The organism is Geodermatophilus sp. URMC 62, assembly GCF_052931475.1.
Map to the genome: position 1 here is coordinate 506,678 of NZ_JBRFHY010000001.1, position 15,822 is coordinate 522,499.

The 15,822-nt window shown below is 74.9% G+C and carries 14 protein-coding genes and 3 tRNA genes; 5 read left to right on the plus strand and 12 right to left on the minus strand.

Annotation, left to right across the window (positions count from 1 at the left end):
• Nucleotides 1-7: 7 nt before the first annotated feature.
• From ACU616_RS02415 to ACU616_RS02425, 3 genes are read right to left on the minus strand one after another with little or no spacing between them, the layout of a single operon-like run.
• Nucleotides 8-1,162, minus strand: coding sequence for a cystathionine gamma-lyase (locus ACU616_RS02415; RefSeq protein WP_446756896.1), 1,155 nt, complete (start codon nt 1,160-1,162; stop codon nt 8-10).
• A complete protein-coding gene (locus ACU616_RS02420; RefSeq protein WP_446756897.1) occupies nt 1,162-2,184 on the minus strand; it encodes an NAD(P)H-dependent glycerol-3-phosphate dehydrogenase in 1,023 nt (340 codons plus the stop codon). Before ACU616_RS02420 ends, ACU616_RS02415 begins: the two co-directional genes overlap by 1 nt.
• Nucleotides 2,181-2,978 carry a lysophospholipid acyltransferase family protein gene (locus tag ACU616_RS02425; protein ID WP_446756898.1) on the minus strand — a complete coding sequence of 266 codons (798 nt, stop codon included), beginning with the start codon at nt 2,976-2,978 and terminating at the stop codon, nt 2,181-2,183. Before ACU616_RS02425 ends, ACU616_RS02420 begins: the two co-directional genes overlap by 4 nt.
• Before the next feature lie 87 nt (nt 2,979-3,065).
• Between ACU616_RS02425 and cofC the strand changes: the two genes are divergently transcribed.
• From cofC to ACU616_RS02440, 3 genes are read left to right on the plus strand one after another with little or no spacing between them, the layout of a single operon-like run.
• On the plus strand, nt 3,066-3,704 hold the full coding sequence (gene cofC / locus ACU616_RS02430; protein WP_446756899.1) for a 2-phospho-L-lactate guanylyltransferase: 639 nt from the start codon (nt 3,066-3,068) through the stop codon (nt 3,702-3,704).
• A 53-nt stretch (nt 3,705-3,757) separates the two neighbouring features.
• Nucleotides 3,758-5,881 (plus strand): RNA degradosome polyphosphate kinase, encoded by a 2,124-nt coding sequence (locus ACU616_RS02435; RefSeq protein ID WP_446756900.1) that lies wholly within the window; start codon nt 3,758-3,760, stop codon nt 5,879-5,881.
• Nucleotides 5,871-6,797 (plus strand): NUDIX hydrolase, encoded by a 927-nt coding sequence (locus tag ACU616_RS02440; protein WP_446756901.1) that lies wholly within the window; start codon nt 5,871-5,873, stop codon nt 6,795-6,797. The genes ACU616_RS02435 and ACU616_RS02440 overlap by 11 nt, the downstream gene beginning before the upstream one ends.
• A 121-nt stretch (nt 6,798-6,918) precedes the next feature.
• Here ACU616_RS02440 and leuD read toward each other — a convergent pair whose 3' ends face one another.
• Both leuD and leuC read right to left on the minus strand, forming a co-directional pair.
• Nucleotides 6,919-7,518 (minus strand): 3-isopropylmalate dehydratase small subunit, encoded by a 600-nt coding sequence (gene leuD, locus ACU616_RS02445; protein ID WP_446756902.1) that lies wholly within the window; start codon nt 7,516-7,518, stop codon nt 6,919-6,921.
• Nucleotides 7,519-7,523: 5 nt separating this feature from the next.
• Nucleotides 7,524-8,945, minus strand: a complete 1,422-nt coding sequence (gene leuC, locus ACU616_RS02450) for a 3-isopropylmalate dehydratase large subunit (RefSeq protein ID WP_446756903.1) — start codon at nt 8,943-8,945, stop codon at nt 7,524-7,526.
• A gap of 83 nt (nt 8,946-9,028) precedes the next feature.
• Between leuC and ACU616_RS02455 the strand changes: the two genes are divergently transcribed.
• Nucleotides 9,029-9,706, plus strand: coding sequence for an IclR family transcriptional regulator (locus ACU616_RS02455; RefSeq protein WP_446756904.1), 678 nt, complete (start codon nt 9,029-9,031; stop codon nt 9,704-9,706).
• A 157-nt stretch (nt 9,707-9,863) separates the two neighbouring features.
• Complete coding sequence (locus tag ACU616_RS02460) at nt 9,864-10,970, plus strand: sulfite oxidase (RefSeq protein ID WP_446756905.1); 1,107 nt, start codon at nt 9,864-9,866, stop codon at nt 10,968-10,970.
• Nucleotides 10,971-10,994: 24 nt separating this feature from the next.
• On the opposite strand, the gene ACU616_RS02465 is transcribed toward ACU616_RS02460, so the two are convergent.
• The 7 genes from ACU616_RS02465 to ACU616_RS02495 all read right to left on the minus strand — a co-directional run bounded on the left by ACU616_RS02465 (nt 10,995) and on the right by ACU616_RS02495 (nt 15,813).
• Nucleotides 10,995-11,309: a hypothetical protein gene (locus ACU616_RS02465; RefSeq protein ID WP_446756906.1), complete on the minus strand. Its 315-nt coding sequence runs from the start codon at nt 11,307-11,309 to the stop codon at nt 10,995-10,997.
• Nucleotides 11,310-11,325: 16 nt separating this feature from the next.
• The gene (locus tag ACU616_RS02470; RefSeq protein ID WP_446756907.1) at nt 11,326-13,008 is read right to left on the minus strand and encodes a sodium:solute symporter family protein; all 1,683 of its coding nucleotides are present in this window, start codon (nt 13,006-13,008) and stop codon (nt 11,326-11,328) included.
• 22 nt (nt 13,009-13,030) lie between these two features.
• Nucleotides 13,031-14,212, minus strand: a complete 1,182-nt coding sequence (gene galK, locus ACU616_RS02475; protein WP_446756908.1) for a galactokinase — start codon at nt 14,210-14,212, stop codon at nt 13,031-13,033.
• On the minus strand, nt 14,209-15,297 hold the full coding sequence (gene galT / locus ACU616_RS02480; protein WP_446756909.1) for a galactose-1-phosphate uridylyltransferase: 1,089 nt from the start codon (nt 15,295-15,297) through the stop codon (nt 14,209-14,211). Before galT ends, galK begins: the two co-directional genes overlap by 4 nt.
• A gap of 165 nt (nt 15,298-15,462) precedes the next feature.
• Nucleotides 15,463-15,535, minus strand: a tRNA-Glu gene (locus ACU616_RS02485).
• 99 nt (nt 15,536-15,634) lie between these two features.
• Nucleotides 15,635-15,707, minus strand: a tRNA-Glu gene (locus ACU616_RS02490).
• A 34-nt stretch (nt 15,708-15,741) separates the two neighbouring features.
• Nucleotides 15,742-15,813 (minus strand) — tRNA-Gln (locus ACU616_RS02495).
• Nucleotides 15,814-15,822: the final 9 nt, after the last annotated feature.

A 15,822-nucleotide genomic window follows, 5' to 3' on the forward strand; every position in this document is an offset into this window, starting at 1 on the left:
CAGCCCCTCAGCCCGCGGCGGCCTCGAGCCCCGCGAGGAGGTCGGCGACGACGTCGGCGGTGTCCTCGATGCCGCAGGAGAAGCGCAGGAACCCCGCCGGGACGACGTCGCCGCCCCACTGCGCCCGCCGGTCGACGGTGCTGTGCACGCCGCCGAAGCTGGTCGCGGCCGTCCAGAGCCGGGTGGCGGCGAGGAAGCGGGACACGGCGGACTCGTCGGCGAGCTCGGCCGAGACCACCCCGTTCGGCCGCAGCATCTGCCGCGTGGCCAGCGCGTGGGAGGGGTCACCGGGCCGCCACGGCCAGCGCACGCCGGTCACCGCCGGGTGGTCGGCGAGCGCTGCCGACACCGCCGCGGCCGTGGCGCCCTGTCGGCCCAGCCGCAGGTCCAGCGTGCTCATCGACCGGTGGCCCAGCCACGCGTCGAAGGCGCCCGGCGTCGCGCCGGTATGGTCACGCCAGCCCTTGAGCCGGTCGTACAGCTCGTCGGAGGCGGTGCTGACGTGGCCGAGCAGCAGGTCACTGTGCCCGGTGAGCGCCTTGGTGTCGGCGCCGACGGTGAGGTCGGCGCCCAGGTCCAGCGGCCGCTGGCCGAGCGGGGTGGCGGTGGTGTTGTCGACGGCGAGCAGCGCGCCGGCGGCCCGGGTGGCGCGGGCGACGGCGGCGACGTCGCAGACGTCGAGGTGCGGGTTGCTCGGCGTCTCCAGGACCACCATGCGCGCGCCCTCGAGGTCGCCGCGCGCGGCGACCCCGGCGATCTCGAGGGTGGGCACGTACTCCACCTGCACGCCGAGGCGCTCGAGCTCGTCGCGGGCCAGCAGGCGCGTGGCGTAGTAGCCGTCGGCGGGCAGCACGAGCCGGTCCCCCGCCGACACCAACGCCAGCACCGCGGCGCTGACCGCGGCCATCCCGGTGGCGTAGGACAGGCAGCGGCCGCCGTCGAGCTCGCCGACGGCCGTCTCGAACGCCCGGTAGGTGGGGTGCTCGGTGCGGGCGTAGGCGTCGGCGCCGCCCGCGCGCGGCGGGAGGTCGCCGAGGTGGAAGGGGGCGGCGAACACCGGCGAGGGCCGCAGCGGCGTGCCGGGCACCGGGGGCGCGTCACCGGCGTGCACCGCGCGCGTGCCGTCCCCCCAGCCGGCGGGCAGCGGCCCGGTGCTGCCCATCACTCCTGCTTGGCCTCGCGGGACATGATCTCCTTGAGCATCTGCGCCGCGGACACGCCTTCGTGGCACACCCGCACGACCGCCTCGGTGAGCGGCACGTCGACGTCGTGGGCGCGGGCCAGGTCGAGCACCGGACGGCAGCTCTTGACGCCCTCGGCGGTCTGCCGGGTGGTGGCCTGCACCTCCTCCAGCGACATGCCGCGGCCGAGCTTCTCCCCGAAGGTCCGGTTGCGCGACAGCGGCGAGCTGCAGGTGGCCACCAGGTCGCCGAGGCCGGCCAGCCCGGCGAAGGTGGTCAGCTCCGCGCCGAGGGCGGTGCCGAGCCGGGCGGTCTCGGCCAGCCCCCGGGTGATCAGCGAGGCGCGGGTGTTGTCGCCGAACCCCATCCCCTCGGCCATGCCGCAGGCCAGGGCGATGACGTTCTTCACCGCGCCGCCGAGCTCGCAGCCGACCAGGTCGCGGTTGGTGTAGGGCCGGAAGTACGGCGTGTGGCAGGCCGCCTGCAGCGCCTCGGCGCGGTCGGTGTCGGGGCAGGCGATCACCGTGGCCGCCGGCTGCTCCTCGGCGATCTCGCGGGCCAGGTTCGGCCCCGACAGCGCGGCCACCCGGTCGGGACCGGCGCCGGTGACCTCGCGGATGACCTCGCTCATCCGCTTCGTGCTGCCCAGCTCGACGCCCTTCATCAGCGACAGCAGGGTCGCGTCGGAGGGCAGCAGTGGTGTCCAGGCGAGCAGGTTGGCGCGCAGCGACTGGGAGGGGACGGCGAGGACGACGACGTCGGCGCCGTCGAGGGCCTGCGCCGCGTCGGTGGTCGCCGTCAGCGCGCCGGGCAGCTTCACGCCGGGCAGGTAGTCCGGGTTCTCCCCCGACTCGGTGATGGCCTGGCACAGCTCGGGACGGCGGGCGTGCAGGGCGACGGTGCAGCCCGCGTCGGCGAGCACCTTGGCGAACGTCGTCCCCCAGGAGCCGGCGCCGAGGACGGCGGCGCGGGTGCCGTGGCCACTGCGCCCGGGGCCGCTCACGCGGCACTCCCCGGCGCATCGCCGGGCAGCCGTCGTCGTGCGCGGGGGGCGAAGCCGGCGGGCGCCGGCTCGTCGCGCAGCTCGGCCAGGAGGTCGCGCACCCGGCCCATGATCAGGTCGGTCGTCTCCCGCAGCAGCTCGGGTGTCAGCGGCCGGCCGGCGCGCACCTCGGCACGCAGCGCGGTGAGGTCGACCGGCTCCCCGAGGGAGTACTCGGCGGGCGTGCGCGGGCGCAGGTGCAGCTGCTTGGTGTGGTAGTCGTGCACCCGCTGCGGCCCCCACTGGGCCACGGGCAGCACGACGGCGTCGGTGGTGAGCGCCAGGCGGGCCACGCCGGTGCGCGCCTGCATCGGCCACCAGTGCTCGTCGCGGGTGACCGAGCCCTCGGGGTAGATGACCACGACGTTGCCGGCCTGCAGGTCGGCCGCGGCGGCGGCGAGCGCCTCCCGAGCCTCCGACGATCCGCGCGCCACCGGGATCTGCCCGGCGTCGCGCAGGATCGCGCCGGCCAGCCCCTTGAACACCGCCTCCTTGGCCATGAAGTGCGGGACCCGGCCGTTGTCGTACACCAGCCGGGCGCAGGCCAGCGGGTCGAGCACCGAGACGTGGTTGGCCACCAGCAGCACCGGTCCCGTGCGCGGCAGCCGGTCCCCGTGGCGGTAGCGCAGCCGGAACAGCAGCGAGGCGACCGGGTAGATGACGACCACCGCCAGCTTCAGCGACCACGGCAGCCGGCCCCGCTCGTGCAGGACCCGCGTCCCGTGCTGCGCCCCGGCGGTTCGGTCCTCGGTCACCGGCACCCTCCGCTCGATCGCGACGACCCGCACATGATCGCACCGAGGTCCGCGGCGGCGTCCGGCAACCGGTCCGGGTGTGCTCACATGGGACCCGTGCGCTGGTCCCTCGTCGTCCCGGCGAAGCGGCTCGGTGCGGCCAAGACCCGCCTGCGACCGCTGACCGGCCCCTCCGGCGGCTGCGTGCACGCCGAGCTGGTGCTCGCGCTGCTGGCCGACACCGTCGCCGCGGCCCGCGCCTGCCCGGAGGTCGCCGACGTCGTCGTCGTCACCGACGACGAGCGCGCCGCCGCCACCGTCCGGGCGTGCGGCGCGCGGACGGTGCCCGACGCGCCCGACCGCGGCCTGAACCCCGCGCTGGCCCATGGGGCGCTCGCGGCGGCCACCGGCGCCGTGGCCGCCCTGTCCTCGGACCTCCCGGCGCTGCGTCCCGCCGAGCTGGCGGCGGCGCTGGCCGCGGCGACGGCCGCGCCGCGCTGCTTCGTCGCCGACGCCGCCGGCACGGGCACCACGCTGCTCACCGCGGCCGGGGTGCCGCTGGACCCGCGGTTCGGCCGGGACTCCGCCGCCGCCCACGCCGCGACGGGGGCCGTGGCGCTCGCCGGCGGCTGGCCGGGGCTGCGGCGCGACGTCGACACCCCCGGCGACCTGGCCGCGGCGGTGGCGCTGGGCGTCGGGACGGCGACGGCGGCCCTGCTCCCCCGGTTGCCGCGGCCCGCGGCCTGAGCGCACCCGCCGCACGGCCGTCGCCGTCCTCCGCCGTGCGGCACGATGGCGACGTGGCAGCCGAGACGACGACCCCCGTGACCGCGACCGGGGGCCCCGCCGCCCCCGCCGAGCCGCCGGCCCTGCCCGCCGACCGCTACCTCAACCGCGAGCTGTCGTGGCTGGACTTCAACGCGCGGGTGCTCGAGCTGGCCGAGGACGAGACGCTGCCGCTGCTGGAGCGGGTGAAGTTCCTGGCGATCTTCGCCGGCAACCTCGACGAGTTCTACATGGTCCGCATCGCCGGGCTCAAGCGGCGGCAGAGCACCGGCCTGACCGTCCGCTCCCCCGACGGGCTCACCATCCGCGAGCAGTTGTCGCGGGTGACCGCGCGCGCCCAGGAGCTGGTGCACCGGCACGCCGTGGCCTTCGAGCAGGACGTCACCCCGCGGCTGGAGACCCAGGGCATCCGGATCGTGCACTGGTCCGACCTCGCCGAGCCGGAGACCCGGCGGCTGCGCGAGTACTTCCGCGACCAGGTCTTCCCCGTGCTCACGCCGCTGGCCGTCGACCCGGCGCACCCCTTCCCCTACATCAGCGGGCTGTCGCTGAACCTGGCCGTGCAGGTGCGCGACCCCGACACCGGCGCGCCGCACTTCGCCCGGCTGAAGGTGCCCAACAACGTGCCGCGCTTCGTGCCGGTGGGGGCGGGCGGAGCGCAGGACACGGCCTCGCAGGCGACGTTCCTGCCGCTCGAGGACCTCATCGCCGCGCACCTGACCGCGCTGTTCCCGGGGCTCGACGTCGTCGACCACCACCTGTTCCGGGTCACCCGCAACGCCGACGTCGAGGTCGAGGAGGACCGCGACGAGGACCTGCTGCAGGCCCTCGAGCGGGAGCTGGCCCGTCGCCGCTTCGGCCCGGCGGTGCGCCTGGAGGTGACCGAGACGATGGACCCGCAGATCCTCGCCGTCCTGGTCTCCGAGCTCGAGGTCGACCCGCAGGACGTCGTGACGGTGCCCGGGCTGCTCGACCTCGCCTCGCTGTGGGCGCTCTACGACCTCGACCGGCCCGAGCTCAAGGACGAGCCGTTCGTGCCGGCCACCCACCCGCGGCTGAGCGAGGGCGAGACGCCGAAGAGCGTGTTCGCCACGCTGCGCGAGGGCGACGTGCTGGTCCACCACCCGTACCACTCGTTCGCGACCAGCGTGCAGCGCTTCATCGAGCAGGCCGCGGCCGACCCGCACGTGCTGGCCATCAAGCAGACGCTGTACCGGACGTCGGGCGACTCGCCGATCGTCACCGCGCTCATCGAGGCCGCCGAGGCCGGCAAGCAGGTCGTCGTCCTGGTGGAGATCAAGGCGCGCTTCGACGAGGAGGCCAACATCACCTGGGCGCGGTCGCTGGAGCGGGCCGGCTGCCACGTCGTCTACGGGCTGGTGGGCCTGAAGACCCACTGCAAGACGGCGCTGGTGGTGCGGCGGGAGAGCGGCGTCATCCGCCGCTACGTGCACATCGGCACCGGCAACTACAACCCCAAGACGGCGCGGCTCTACGAGGACCTCGGCATCCTCACGGCCGACCCGCGGGTGGGTGCCGACCTCACCGACCTGTTCAACACCCTCACCGGCTACTCGCGGCAGACCGCCTACCGGCAGCTGATGGTCGCACCGAACGGCATCCGCAGCGGGCTGGTGGACAAGATCCGCCGGGAGGCCCGCCACGCCGCCGAGGGCCGGCCGGCGGGGATCCGCATCAAGGTGAACTCACTGGTCGACGAGCGGGTCATCGACGCCCTGTACGAGGCGGCGCTGGCCGGGGTGCCGGTGGAGCTGTTCGTCCGCGGCATCTGCGCGCTGCGGCCCGGCGTCCCGGCGCTGTCGGAGGGCATCCGGGTGCGCTCGATCGTCGGCCGCTTCCTCGAGCACTCGCGGGTCATGGCCTTCTGCAACGGCGGCGAGCCGGAGTGGTGGATCGGCAGCGCCGACCTCATGCACCGCAACCTCGACCGCCGGGTCGAGGTGCTGCTGCGGGTGTGCGACGAGACCGCCCAGCGGGAGCTGCAGGCGGTGTTCGACGCCGCGATGGCGCCGGGCGTGGACTGCTGGGAGCTGCGGCCCGGGGGGACCTGGACCCGCAGCGGCGACCGCGACTACCAGGCGGGGCTGATGGCGGCGGTGACCGAGCATGCCGGCTGAGCGGACGCGCGGCGTGGTCGCGGCGGCCGGCGGGGCGGTCTGGCGCCCGGCGGACGGCGGCGGCATCGAGACCGTCCTCGTCCACCGCCCGCGCTACGACGACTGGTCGCTGCCCAAGGGCAAGCTCGACGCCGGGGAGAACGCCCTGGCCGCCGCCGTCCGCGAGGTGCGGGAGGAGACCGGCCTCGACGTCGTCGCCGGCCGGCGTAGCGTCCGCACCCGCTACGCGGTCGCCGAGGGCGCCAAGCACGTCGACTACTGGCTGGTGCGGGCCGCGGACGGCGACCAGCCCTTCGCGCCCGACGACGAGGTCGACGAGCTGCGCTGGCTGCCCGTCGCCGACGCCTCGGCCCTGGTCACCCACGAGCACGACCGCACGGTGCTCGCCGACCTCGCGCGCACCGACGTCCCGCGGGCGCCCACGCTGCTGCTCGTGCGGCACGCCCGGGCCGGCAGCCGCGGGGACTGGGACGGCCCGGACGGCGAGCGGCCGCTCGACGCGCAGGGCCGGCGGCAGGCGCGGCAGCTGGCCGACGTCCTGCCGGTCTTCGGCCCGGTCGAGCTGCTCACCGCCGAGCGGGTCCGCTGCCGGCAGACGCTGGAGCCGCTGGCCGAGCGGACCGGGCTGCCGCTGCGGGCGCTGCCCGAGCTCGGCGAGGAGGAGTTCGCCGCCGACCCGGACGCCGGGATGGCGGTGGTCCAGCGCCTCCTGGCGCGCGAGGAACCGGGGGTGACCGTGGTCTGCAGCCAGGGCGGGGCGATCCCCTCGGCGTTGCTCGCCCTGGGCGTCCGCTGGGAGGGCACCCGGCTGCACCCGCCGGCGGCCAAGGGCAGCGTCTGGGCGCTCGGCGGCCGGCCCGGCGCCCTGGTCGCCGACTACTACCGCGACCTCGGCCCCGACCCCGACGCTCCCTAGAAGGACCCCCTGCCCCGCCACTCGCAGGCTCGCGCCAGGCCCCGTCCAGAGGCTCGCCGCGAGCTTGCGAGTGGTGAGGAGGACGGGGTCCTCTTGCCTGCAGGCCGGCCGTTCCAGCACGTCACCTCGCGGGGAGCGCCTCCGGCAGCCAGGACGGGCGCCGCGCCTCGTAGGCCTCGATGTCGGCCAGGTGCCGCTCGGTGAGGCCGACGTCGTCGAGGCCCTCCAGCAGCCGCCAGCGGGTGTACTCGTCGACGTCGAACGGCACGCTGTGGTCGCCGTAGGAGACCCGCCGCTCCTGCAGGTCGACGGTCACCTGCGTGGTGGGGTCGGCCTCCACCGCCGCCCAGAGCGCCTCCACCTCGGCCTGCGGCAGGACGACGGTGAGCAACCCGGCCTTGGTCGAGTTGTTCTTGAAGATGTCGGCGAACCGGGAGCTGATGACCACCCGGAAGCCGCCGTCGAGCAGCGCCCAGCAGGCGTGCTCGCGGGAGGACCCGGTGCCGAAGTCCGGGCCCGCGACCAGGATGGACGCGTCGGCGTACTGCGGCTGGTTGAGCACGAAGTCCGGCTCGTTGCGCCGCCAGGCGACGAACAGGCCGTCCTCGAACCCGGTGCGGGTGATCCGCTTGAGGTACTCGGCCGGGATGATCTGGTCGGTGTCGACGGCGCTGCGGCGCAGCGGGGCGGCGGTGCCGGTGTGCGTGGTGAAGGCGTCCATCGGGCTCAGACTCCAGCGGTCTCGAGGTCGGCCAGGTCGGCGGGGGCGGTCAGGCGCCCGGTGAGGGCGGTCGCCGCGGCCACGGACGGCGACACCAGGTGGGTGCGCCCGCCCTTGCCCTGCCGGCCCTGGAAGTTGCGGTTGCTCGTCGAGGCCGACCGCTCGCCCGGCTGGAGCTGGTCGGGGTTCATGCCCAGGCACATCGAGCACCCGGCGCCCCGCCACTCGGCACCGGCCTCGGTGAACACCTGGTCCAGGCCCTCGGCCTCGGCCTGCAGCTTGACGCCGACCGACCCGGGGACGACGAGCATCCGGGTGTGCGCGTCGATGTGCTTGCCGCGCAGCAGCTCGGCGGCCACGCGCAGGTCCTCGATCCGGCCGTTGGTGCACGAGCCCAGGAAGACGGTGTCCACCTCGATCTCGCGCAGCGGCGTGCCGGGGGTCAGCCCCATGTAGGCCAGCGCCTGCTCGGCGGCGCGGCGCTCGCCCTCGTCGGCGATGGCAGCGGGGTCCGGGACCGACTCCGCGATCGGCAGGCCCTGGCCCGGGTTGGTGCCCCAGGTGACGAACGGCGTCAGCTCACTGGCGTCGAGGACGACCTCGGTGTCGAAGACCGCGTCCTCGTCGGTGCGCAGCGTGCGCCAGTGCTCGACGGCGGCGTCCCAGTCGGCGCCCTGCGGCGCGTGCGGCCGGCCCTGCAGGAACGCGAAGGTGGTCTCGTCCGGCGCGATGAGCCCGGCCCGGGCCCCGGCCTCGATCGACATGTTGCAGATCGTCATCCGGGCCTCCATCGACAGCGCCTCGATGGCGCTGCCGCGGTACTCGATGACGTGGCCCGCGGCGCCGTTCGTGCCGATCTTCGCGATGACGGCCAGGATGACGTCCTTCGCCGAGACGCCCTCGGGCAGCTGGCCGTCCACGGTCACGGCCATCTGCTTGGGGCGGTACTGCGGCAGGGTCTGCGTGGCCAGCACGTGCTCGACCTCGCTGGTGCCGATGCCGAAGGCCAGCGCGCCGAACGCGCCGTGGGTGGAGGTGTGGCTGTCGCCGCAGACGATGGTCGTGCCCGGCTGGGTCAGCCCCAGCTGCGGGCCGATCACGTGCACGATGCCCTGGTCGCGGTCGCCCATGGGGGCCAGCCGGATGCCGAACTCGGCGGCGTTGCGCCGCAGCGCCTCGACCTGGGCCCGGCTGACCGGGTCGGCGATCGGCTTGAGGATCTCCAGCGTCGGGACGTTGTGGTCCTCGGTGGCCATCGTCAGGTCGGGGCGGCGCACCGTGCGGCCGGCGGCGCGCAGACCGTCGAAGGCCTGCGGGCTGGTCACCTCGTGCACCAGGTGCAGGTCGATGTAGAGCAGGTCCGGCTCGCCCGCGGCACTGCGCACGACGTGGGCGTCGTAGACCTTCTCCGCCAGGGTCTTCGGCACGGGTCCCTCCAGGTGGGCCACGGTGGTCATCTCACTGTATGAGATGAGAGTATTGCTGTGTGGGACAGCCTAACCCCGTTGCCGTGCTGGACAAAGCAGTGGCCATCCTGCGCGCCGTCGCCCAGGAGCCGGCGTCGCTCGCCGACCTGGTCACCCGCACCGAGCTACCGCGCGCGACGGCGCACCGGCTGGCCGTCGCCCTCGAGGGCCACCGGCTGCTGCGGCGCACGCCGGGCGGCGCGTGGGCGCCGGGACCGGCACTCGCCGAGCTCAGCCACGGCAGCGCCGACCTGGTGCGGGTGGCCGGCCGGCACCTGGCGCTGCTGCGCGACGCCAGCGGGGAGAGCGCCCAGTTCTACGTCCGCGAGGGCGGGTCGCGGGTGTGCGTGGCGGTCGCCGAGCGGGCACACGGCCTGCGCGACACCGTGCCGGTCGGCGCACGGCTGCCCATGACGGCCGGCTCGGCGGCGCACGCGCTGCTGGCCTTCGCGCCCGCCGAGGAGGTCACCCCGCTGCTGCCGAACGCGAGCTTCACCGCCCGCACGCTGCTCGACGTCCGCCGGCGCGGGTGGGCGCACAGCGTCGCCGAGCGCGAGCCCGGGGTCGCCTCGCTGTCGGCGCCGGTGCGCGACCCGGCCGGCGGGGTGCTCGGCGCCGTCTCCATCTCCGGCCCGGTCGAGCGGCTGGGCCGCCGCCCCAGCCCCGAGGTGGTCGGCGCGGTCCTGGAGGCCGCCTCGGCGATCGCCCGCGCCGCGAGCTGACGCCGCCCCCTCCGTGGTCATCGGCGGGTGGCGGCTCCTGTCCGCGTGTCGGGGGGCCAGATGCCGATGACCGACGGAGGACGACGCACCTCCTCGGCGGCCGTCCCACCTGGCCGGAGGGGTGACCCGGGGCGGCCGCGGAGCGGACACTGCGCGCATGACCGCTCCCGAGCGCACGCACCGTGGCCGTGCCCGGATCGCCGGGCCCGGGGAGGGCATCGGCCTCCACGAGCTGGCCCTGGCCACCCGCAACCACGGGATGCCCCTGGAGGCGCTGCGCTACGACGTCACGCCGCCGGGCCTGCACTACGTGCTCACGCACTACGACATCCCCGCCGTCGACCCGGACAACTGGTCGCTGGAGGTCGGCGGCGCGGTCGGGCGCCCGCTGCGGCTGGACCTCGACGACCTGCGCCGCCGGCCGGCCGTGACGGCGCGGGTCCTGCTCGAGTGCGCCGGCAACGGCCGCGCCCGGCTGGAGCCGCGGCCGGCCGGCCAGCCCTGGCTGCTCGAGGCCGTGGGCACCGCGGAGTGGACCGGCACCCCGCTAGCACCGCTGCTCGAGGAGGCCGGCCTCTCCCCCGGCGCGGTCGACGTCGCCTTCACCGGCGCCGACCACGGCGTCGAGCGCGGCGTCGAGCAGGACTACGCGCGCGGCCTGCCGCTGGCCGAGGCGCTGCGGCCCGACGTCCTGCTGGTGTGGGCCATGAACGGCGCGCCGCTGCCACCCCAGCACGGCGCCCCGCTGCGACTGCTCGTGCCCGGCTGGTACGGGATGGCGCACGTCAAGTGGCTGACCCGCGTCGAGGTGCTCGACCACCTCTTCGACGGCTTCCAGAACACCGTCGCCTACCGGATGCGGACCGGCGGCGCGGACGACGGCGCGCCGGTCACCCGCATCGCCCCGCGGGCCCTGCTCGCCCCGCCCGGCTGGCCGGACTCCATGACCCGTGAGCGGTTCCTGCGCCCCGGGCCGGTGACGCTGACCGGGCGTGCCTGGTCCGGGCGCGCCCCGGTGACCGGCGTGGAGGTCAGCACCGACGGCGGCGCCACGTGGACCGTGGCCGATCTCGCCCCGACCGACCCCGCCCACCCGCACGCCTGGCGGGCGTGGCGGTGCACCTGGGACGCCCGCCGCGGCGACCACGAGCTCGTGGTCCGCGCCACCGACGCCGAGGGCGCCCAGCCCACCGAGCAGAGGTGGAACCGCCAGGGCATGGCCAACGACCTCGTGCAGCGGGTGCCGGTCACCGTCCTCGGGTGACCGGCCCGGCGCCTCGGTCCTCCGTCAGTGGTGGCCGGGGGCCGTCCGGCCGCTGCCGTCGTCCTCGGGGTCCTGCCGGTCCGGCGGGGCCTCGACGACGATGGGGCGCAGCCGCACCCACAGGGCGAACGCCGCGGCGAAGACGATCATCGCCAGCCCGGCCCACAGGTTGGCGTTGATGTCGCCGGTGCGCTCCCGGTCGGAGGGGGTGTTGCCGAACAGGCCGACGAGGACCAGCACGACGCCGTAGAAGCCGATCAGCGCGGCGATGACGTTGCGGACGTCGAAGGCGCCGGCCGCGTGCTTGGTCCCGGCGCCGCCGGAGGTGCTGCTGCTCATGACCGTGCTCCTGACGTCAGCGGAAGATCACGTTGAGGACGATGACCATGACCAGTGCGATCCCGGCCAGCTTGGTCGGCGACTGGTACCACGGCAGCCGGTGCGCGTCGGGGTCGGTGCGCTGCTCCTTCGGGGTCTCGGAGTAGACGAGCCCGGCGAGCTGGGCGACCGGCTTGGGCGCGGTCACCGAGCTGACGACCACGCTGACCACGATGTCGACGACGAAGGCGGCACTCGCGGCGACGAAGCTCGCACCCTGGCCGCCGATCGGGAGCACGCCCAGCGACGCCGTCCCGAAGGCGTCCTCGCTGAGGAAGGCGACGAGGACCGCCGCCAGCGTCCCGGACACCAGCCCCATCCAGCCGGCGGTCGGCGTCATCCGCTTCCAGAACATGCCCAGGATGAACGTGGCGAACAGCGGGGCGTTGAAGAAGCCGAACAGCGTCTGCAGGTAGTCCATCAGGTTCGTGTAGCCCGACGCGATGATCGCCGTCCCGATGGCGGCCACGGTGGCGCCGACCGTCGCCCACCGCCCGACGGCGAGGTAGTACCCGTCGGGCCGGTCCTTCTTCACGTACTGCTGCCACAGGTCGTAGCTGAAGACGGTGTTGAAGGCGGAGATGTTGGCCGCCATGCCGGCCATGAACGCCGCCAGCAGGCCGGCCAGCGCCACCCCGAGCAGGCCGTTGGGCAGGATGTCGCGGATGAGCAGCAGGATCGAGTTGTTGTAGTCGAAGTCGGTGGCGGAGCTGGCCCGGGCCTCGACGACCTCCGGGACCAGGACCGTGGCGATGATGCCCGGGATCACCACGATGAACGGGACGAACATCTTGGGGAAGGCGCCGATGATCGGCGTGCTCCGGGCGGCGGACATCGACTTGGTCGCCATCGCCCGCTGGACCTCGACGAAGTTCGTCGTCCAGTAGCCGAACGAGAGCACGAAGCCGAGGCCGAACACGATGCCGATCACCGACAGGACCGGGCTGCCGATGCCGGACAGCTCCGTGGCCGGCCACGAGGTGAGCTCCTCGCCCCGGCCGGAGTCGGTGACCCGGTCGATCAGCCCCCCGACGCCCCCGACGCGGTGCAGGCCGATGAGCGTCAGCGGCAGCAGCGCGGCCACGATGACGAAGAACTGCAGGACCTCGTTGTAGATGGCCGCCGACAGGCCGCCGAGGGTGATGTAGCTGAGCACCACGGCCGCGGCCACGATGAGCGACAGCCACAGCGGCCAGCCCAGCAGCGCCTCGACGATGGTGGCCAGCAGGTAGAGGTTGATGCCGGCGATGAGGATCTGGGCGGCGGCGAAGCTCAGCGCGTTGACCAGGTGGGCGCCGGTGCCGAACCGGCGGCGCATGAACTCCGGGACGCTGCGGACCTTCGACCCGTAGTAGAAGGGCATCATCACCACGCCCAGGAACAGCATGGCCGGGACCGCGCCGATCCAGAAGTAGTGCATGGTGCTCATGCCGAACTGCGCGCCGTTGGCCGACATGCCGACGATCTCGACCGCGCCCAGGTTGGCCGAGATGAAGGCCAGGCCGGTCACCCACGCGGGCAGCGACCGGCCGGACAGGAAGAAGTCCAGGCTGTCGGACACCCGCCGGCGCGCGGCGGCGCCGATCAGCAGCACGACGCCGAAGTAGGCGGCCACCAGCAGGTAGTCGACGAACGACGCGTCCAGTCTCAGATCGTCCACTCGGGTCTCCACTCTGGTCGGGTCATGTCAGCCGCCTGGCCCCGAGCGAGGGGACGGCGACGAACGCGCGGGGGGCACCGGCGCCCTCGCGCGCGAAGCGGTCGGCGACGCCGGCGGTGACGGCGTCCACGGCCTCGGCGTCGACGAGGGCGACGGCGCTGCCGCCGAACCCGCCGCCGACCATCCGGGCGCCGTGGGCCCCGGCGTCGAGGACCGCCTCGACGAGGGCGTCGAGCAGCGGCACCGACACCTGGAAGTCGTCGCGCAGCGACGCGTGGCCCGCGGTGAGCACCGGGCCGACGGCGCGCGGGTCACGACCCGAGCGCAGCAGCCCGACGACCTCGCGCACGCGGGCGTCCTCGCTGACCACGTGCCGGGCGCGCCGCAGCAGCAGCTCTCCGCGGTCGGTGCCGTCGTCGAGCGGGGCCAGGTCGTCGACCTCGCGGACGTCGCACAGCAGGTCCACGCCCAGCCGCCGCGCGGCCTCCTCGCACTCCCGGCGCCGGTCGCCGTAGCCGCTCTCGGCGTGGTCGTGGGTGGTGCCGGAGTCGAGCACGAGCAGCGCCAGTCCCGCCGCGGCGAGGTCGAGGGGCACCTGCTCGCTGCTGCGGTCGCGGGTGTCGAGGTAGAGCGCGTGCCCGGCGGTGCACAGCACCGAGGCGGACTGGTCGAGGATGCCGGTGGGCGCGCCGACGAAGTCGTTCTCGGCCCGCCGGGCGACGTCGACCAGGTCGTCGGGGGCCAGGTCGAGGCCGAGCAGGTCGCGCAGGGCCAGGGCGACGGCGCACTCCAGCGCGGCCGACGAGGACAGGCCCGCCCCGGCCGGGACGTCGCCGTCGACGAGCAGGTCCAAGCCGCCGGGGAGGGACCCGCGCAGCTCGGCCACGACACCGGCGGGGTAGCCGGCCCAGCCGCCGGGGCTGCCGGGCGCGAGGTCGGCGACGGCCACCTCGGCGTCGGCACCGGGGTGCTGGTGCGAGACGAGCACCAACCGGCCGTCGTCGCGGCGGGCCACGGCGGCCCGCGTCGTGTGCGGCAGCGCCACCGGCAGCACGTGCCCGCCGTTGTAGTCGGTGTGCTCGCCGATCACGTTGACCCGGCCGGGCGCGGCCCAGACCCCCTCCGGCGCGGCACCGAAGCGCTCGGTGAACGCGGCGACGGCGCGCTCGGCGGCGGCCGCGTCGTCCAGGGGTCGGTCGCTCACGGGACGACCACCGCCCGCAGCTGCTCGGCGACGTCCTCGGGGTTGGTGTCGGTGATGAACGCGCCCATGCCCGACTCCGAGCCGGCCAGGTACTTCAGCTTGCCCGGGGCCCGGCGCAGCGAGAACAGCTGCAGGTGCAGCCACCACTCGTCGCGGCCGGTGGTCACCGGCGCCTGGTTCCAGGAGGCGATGTAGGGCATCGGGGTGTCGAAGCGGTGCGCGAAGCGGCCCAGGACGTCGAGGTAGACCGCGGCCAGGGCGTCGCGCTCGGCGTCGTCGAGCGCCGGCAGGTCGGGCACCCGGCGGGTGGGGAACAGCTGCACCTCGTAGGGCCAGCGGGCGGCGGCGGGGACGAAGGCCACCCAGTGCTCGTTGGCGGCCACCACCCGGGGGCCGGTGCGCTCGGCGTCGACCACCTCGGCGAACAGGTCGCCACCGGTCTCCTCGCGGTGCCGGCGCACCGAGGTCAGCACCCGCTCCACCCGCGGGGTCACGAACGGGTAGGCGTAGATCTGCCCGTGCGGGTGCGACAGCGTCACCCCGATCTCCTCGCCGGAGTTCTCGAAGCAGAAGACCTGCTCGACACCGTCGATCGCGCTCAGCTCGGCGGTGCGCTCAGCCCACACGTCCACGACCAGGCGCGCGCGGTCGGGGCCGAGGCCGGCGAAGTGCTGGTCGTGGTCGCTGGTGAACAGCACGACCTCGCAGCGGCCGAAGCCGGGGCGCAGCTCGGCCAGGGGGTCCCCCGGCGCGTGCGGCGCGACGTCGCGGTCGACCGAGGTGGCCAGCGACGGGAAGCGGTTCTCGAAGACGACGACCTGGTACTCCGACTCGGGCACCTCGGTGGGCCGGCCGGGCCGGGAGGGGTCCAGCGGGCACTGGTCGGCCGGCGGCAGGAAGGTGCGGGCCTGCCGGTGGGCGGCGATCACCACCCACTCGCCGAGCAGCGCGTCCCAGCGCAGCTGCGAGTGGGTGCCCACCGCAGGGAGGTCGCGGGTGTCCTCGGCGGTGCGGGCGGGTGTGCCGTCGGCGTCGAAGTAGAGGATCTCCCGGCCGTCCGCCAGCCGACGACTCGTCCGGATCACCGTTCCCGCCTCCCGTCCCGGCCCGCTGACCGACCCCGCGCACGCTATGCCCGCCGGTGATCGCCCAGCCACTCGGGGACCGGGTCCGGACGCACGAGGGCCCCCGGCCGGGTGACCGGGGGCCCTCGTGCTGAGCCGCGTGCTGTCGTGCGCGTGGTGCCGCTGTAGCCCCGAAGGGATTCGAACCCTCGCTACCGCCGTGAGAGGGCGGCGTCCTGGGCCGCTAGACGACGGGGCCGGACGGGCTCCATGGTGCCACGGGCGACCTGCGCCCCGGGACGGGGCCCGGGACGCACGAGAGCCCCCGGTCGGCTGACCGGGGGCTCTCGCTGCGCTGTAGCCCCGAAGGGATTCGAACCCTCGCTACCGCCGTGAGAGGGCGGCGTCCTGGGCCGCTAGACGACGGGGCCGTGCGGTGGTGCGTGAGGAGGTGGTGCTTCCTCGCTGGGGTACCAGGACTCGAACCTAGACTAACGGAACCAGAAACCGTCGGGCTGCCAATTACCCCATACCCCAAGGTCTTGG

Bases quoted from the DNA above. Each gene is read 5' to 3' on its own strand.
- ACU616_RS02440 (WP_446756901.1), top strand. From the start codon at position 5,871: ATGCCGGCTGAGCGGACGCGCGGCGTGGTCGCGGCGGCCGGCGGGGCG.
- ACU616_RS02415 (WP_446756896.1), bottom strand. From the start codon at position 1,162: ATGGGCAGCACCGGGCCGCTGCCCGCCGGCTGGGGGGACGGCACGCGC.
- ACU616_RS02460 (WP_446756905.1), top strand. From the start codon at position 9,864: ATGACCGCTCCCGAGCGCACGCACCGTGGCCGTGCCCGGATCGCCGGG.
- cofC (WP_446756899.1), top strand. From the start codon at position 3,066: ATGGGACCCGTGCGCTGGTCCCTCGTCGTCCCGGCGAAGCGGCTCGGT.
- leuD (WP_446756902.1), bottom strand. From the start codon at position 7,518: ATGGACGCCTTCACCACGCACACCGGCACCGCCGCCCCGCTGCGCCGC.
- ACU616_RS02465 (WP_446756906.1), bottom strand. From the start codon at position 11,309: ATGAGCAGCAGCACCTCCGGCGGCGCCGGGACCAAGCACGCGGCCGGC.